This is a genomic window from Sphingopyxis sp. (assembly GCF_036402335.1).
Taxonomy (GTDB): Bacteria; Pseudomonadota; Alphaproteobacteria; order Sphingomonadales; family Sphingomonadaceae; genus Sphingopyxis.
Genome location: NZ_DASWTD010000160.1, coordinates 1 through 3,876, shown reverse-complemented (window position 1 = coordinate 3,876; position 3,876 = coordinate 1). Strand labels below are relative to the sequence as shown.

The window sequence follows — 3,876 nt, the reverse complement described above, 5'->3', positions numbered from 1 at the left end:
CTCCCCGACCAGCACGACCGTGCGGCCGCCGAGGTTCAGGAAGATGGGGAGTTGGTGCATGGCGGTTACCTATAACGTCATTGCGAGCGAAGCGAAGCAATCCAGAGCGGTTACCGCGACTCTGGATTGCCGCGTCGCTTCGCTCCTCGCAATGACGAGGTTCGTCAGTCGATCCAGTCAGGCACGCGCTCGGCGGCCATGATCGTGCCCGCCGCGATGCGGTCGGCGACGACGACATAACGGTCGCCATCGACGAGCACTTCGGGGACGAGGCTGCGGCTGTTGTAGGTCGACGCCATCGTCGCGCCATAGGCGCCTGCGGTGCGGAAGACCGCGAGGTCGCCCGCCTCGACCTTGTCGGTCACGCGGTCGCGCGCGAAGGTGTCGCCGGTTTCGCATACCGGGCCAACGATCGACGCGGTCATCGTCTCGCCCGACGGCTTCACCGCGACGAAGTCGTGATACGCGTCGTAGAGCGCCGGGCGCGCGAGATCGTTCATTGCGGCATCGACGATGACGAAGGGATGGGTCGCGCCGGGCTTGACCCAGAGAACTTCGGTCAGCAGCACGCCGGTGTTGCCCGCGATCACGCGGCCGGGTTCGAACATCAGGGTGACGTCCCAATCCTTCGTCACGCGCGCGACCATCGCGCCATATTCGGCCGGCGACGGCGGATTGTCATCGGCCTTGTACGGGACGCCGAGCCCCCCGCCGAGATCGACATGGGTGATGCCGTGCCCCGCGGCGCGGAGGTCGGCGACGAGGCGGCCGACGCGTTCGAATGCGGCCTCGAGCGGCGCGAGGCTGGTCAGCTGGCTGCCGATATGGAGCGCGATACCGCGCATCTGCAGGCCCGGCAGCGCGGCGAGCCGGCCGAAGATTTCGGGCGCGCTGTCTATGCCCACGCCAAACTTGTTCTCGGCCTTGCCGGTCGAAATCTTGGCATGCGTGCCCGCGTCGACGTCGGGATTGACGCGCAGCACCGCGCGCGCCGTCATTTCCTTGGCCAGCGCAATTTCGGCGAGCGCGACACCCTCGGGCTCATGCTCGATATTGAATTGGCCGATGCCGCGGTCGAGGCCCTGAGCCAGTTCGGCGCGCGTCTTGCCGACCCCCGAAAAGACGATGTCTTCGGGCGCCATGCCCGCCGCGAGCGCGCGCTCGAGCTCGCCGCCCGACACGACGTCGGCGCCATAACCCTGCCGCGCGAGGACGCGCAGCACGCCGAGGTTGGGGTTGCACTTGATCGCGAAGGCGATGTGCTTCTTCGGAATATCCTTCAGCGCGTCACGAAACACCTGTGCATGGCGTTCGAGCGTCGCGCGCGAATAGACATAGACGGGAGTGCCGATTTCTTCGGCGATGCGCGGCAAGGGGATGTCTTCGGCGTGGAGGACGCCGTCACGATATTCAAAATAATCCATTGGAAAGTCCTAAGCTCAGCCCGGAGGCGGCAAGTCAAAATCGTCGGCTTCGCGGCGTTCGGACCGTTTGAGAAGTTCGTCGCTGCGCGCGGGCCGGGCCTGCGCGTCAGGCGTCGTGAGCTCCTCCGTCGTCGGGGCGCGATCCGCGCCAACCGGAATAGCCGGTGCAGGCTGGCCTGCCACGGGCTTCAGATCTTCCTTGCTGCCGCACGCGCCGAGCAGGGCGGTGGCGGCGAGACTTGCCAGGATGAGGCGCTTGGTCGCCATCAATCATTTCCTTCCAGCGCGGCGCGCGCCGCGGTGATCGCCTGTCTTACCCGTTCGGGCGCCGTACCGCCATAGCTGGTGCGACTGGCGACCGATGCCTCGACGGTGAGCGCCGCGAGCACGCCCGGCGTGACCGCCGCGTGGATCGCCGCGGCGTCGGCCGCGGGCAGCGCCGGGAGTTCGACCCCAAGCTCCTCGGCGCGCTTCACGCAGGCGCCGACGACATGATGCGCCTCGCGGAACGGCAAGCCGTTTTCACGCACCAGCCAGTCGGCAAGGTCGGTCGCGGTCGAATAGCCTTATGCCGCGAGCGCGCGCATCCGGTCGGTGCGGAAGGTCAGCGTTTCGACCATGCCGGTCATCGCGGCGAGCGACAGCGCAAGCGCGTCGAAGGCACCGAAGACGGTTTCCTTGTCGTCCTGGAGATCCTTCGAATAGGTGAGCGGCAGCCCCTTCACGATCACCGACAGGCGCTGGAACGCGCCGAGGAGCATACCCGCGCGACCGCGCACCAGTTCGGCGGCGTCGGGATTGCGCTTTTGCGGCATGATCGAGCTGCCCGTCGACCAGGCATCGGGCAGGCTGATGAAGCCGAAGGGCTGGCTGGCCCAGATGACGATCTCCTCGGCGAGGCGCGAGAGGTGGATCGCGGCGATCGAGGCCGAGGCGCAGAATTCGAGCGCGAAGTCGCGGTCGGAGACGGCATCGATGCTGTTCGCCATCGGGCGGTCGAAGCCGAGCGCGGCGGCGGTCGTGTGGCGATCGACCGGAAAGCTCGTACCCGCGAGCGCAGCGGCGCCGAGCGGCGATTCGTTAAGCCGGCGGCGCGCATCGGCAAAGCGGCTGCGGTCGCGGCCGAACATCGCGACATAAGCGAGCAGGTGATGGCCGAGCGTCACCGGCTGCGCGACCTGCAGGTGCGTGAAGCCGGGCATGATGCTGTCGGCATGTTCGTCGGCGCGCGCAAGCAGCGCCGCCTGGATCGCCGCGAGCCCGGCGTCGATGCGCTCGCACGCGGTGCGCGTCCACAGGCGGAAATCGGTGGCGACCTGGTCGTTGCGCGAGCGCGCGGTGTGGAGCCGCCCGGCCGCTTCGCCGACAAGCTCCTTCAGCCGCGATTCGACGGTCATGTGGATGTCTTCGAGCGTGAGGTGGACCGGAACGCCGTTCGCGGCGAATTCACCCGCGATCTGGGCCAGCCCGCGATCGATCACCGCCGCATCCCCGGCCGCGATGATTCCCGCGGCGCCGAGCATCGCGGCGTGCGCGCGGCTGGCGGCGATATCCTCTTCCCACAAGCGCTTGTCGACGGGGATCGATGCGTTAATCTCTTGCATGATCGCCGCGGGTCCGCCACCGAAGCGGCCGCCCCACATGCTGTTGCTGTCAGGAGTCTTCGCCATCCGCCGCGTCCCAAGCCCGTATCTTGCGATCCTCGCCGTCCTTCTGGCCGGATCAATCGCGGGCTGCGATAGGGAAAAGCCGGCGGGCGGGCAAGCCGCAGACGGCCAAGCAAATGTTTCGGCGGGCCAAGCGAAGGGCGTCGACCATTTCGAGCATCAGGTCGATCGCAGCAACAAGGGGAAGGCCGCGCCGACCGTCCGTTTTCAGGGTCCCGACGATGCGCCGGTCACCCTCGCCGACTTTCGCGGGCGCCCGCTGCTCGTCAACCTGTGGGCGACATGGTGCGCGCCGTGCGTCGCCGAAATGCCGACGCTCGACGCGCTGGCGGCGAAGAGCGGCGAACGGATGACGGTGATCGCGGTGGCGCAGGACCTGCAGGGCGCCGAAGTGGTCGATCCGTGGTTCCAGAAGGCCGGATTGAAGGCGTTGCAGCCCTATGTCGATCCAGAAAACGGCCTGCTCGACGCCGCGAACAGCGCGCTGCCGACGAGCATCTATTACGACGCCGAAGGCCGCGAGATCTGGCGCGTCGTTGGCGCGATCGACTGGCAGGGCGCGGAAGCAAAAGCCCTGCTGGCCGAGGGTGGTACAGAGAAATAATCCTCCCTGTCGCGCAGCGATGTTGAGGCAGACCGTCCGCGAAGCGGATGGTGGAGGGGCGGTAACCTTGCGCTATTGCCCCTCCGTCAGCGCTACGCGCTGCCACCTCCCCATCGCTCCGCGACAGGGAGATTCCAGTGCTTAAAGCCGCCCGAAGCTCTGGTTGCTGGCTTTTCGGCCA

3 protein-coding genes and 1 pseudogene are annotated in these 3,876 nt (G+C 67.3%); 1 reads left to right on the top strand and 3 read right to left on the bottom strand.

The features are described from left to right. Positions 1 to 164 precede the first annotated feature (164 nt). The 3 genes and pseudogenes from lysA to argH all read right to left on the bottom strand — a co-directional run bounded on the left by lysA (position 165) and on the right by argH (position 3,067). Positions 165 to 1,424, bottom strand: coding sequence for a diaminopimelate decarboxylase (lysA, locus tag VGD20_RS05000; RefSeq protein ID WP_331133392.1), 1,260 nt, complete (start codon positions 1,422 to 1,424; stop codon positions 165 to 167). Between the two features lie 15 nt (positions 1,425 to 1,439). Then, positions 1,440 to 1,691 carry a hypothetical protein gene (locus tag VGD20_RS04995; RefSeq protein WP_331133391.1) on the bottom strand — a complete coding sequence of 84 codons (252 nt, stop codon included), beginning with the start codon at positions 1,689 to 1,691 and terminating at the stop codon, positions 1,440 to 1,442. Beyond that, positions 1,691 to 3,067: pseudogene (argH, locus tag VGD20_RS04990) on the bottom strand (argininosuccinate lyase). The gene VGD20_RS04995 and the pseudogene argH overlap by 1 nt, the downstream one beginning before the upstream one ends. Between argH and VGD20_RS04985 the strand changes: the two are divergent. Continuing rightward, positions 3,066 to 3,695, top strand: a complete 630-nt coding sequence (locus tag VGD20_RS04985; RefSeq protein ID WP_331133390.1) for a TlpA disulfide reductase family protein — start codon at positions 3,066 to 3,068, stop codon at positions 3,693 to 3,695. The pseudogene argH and the gene VGD20_RS04985 overlap by 2 nt on opposite strands. Positions 3,696 to 3,876 lie beyond the last annotated feature (181 nt).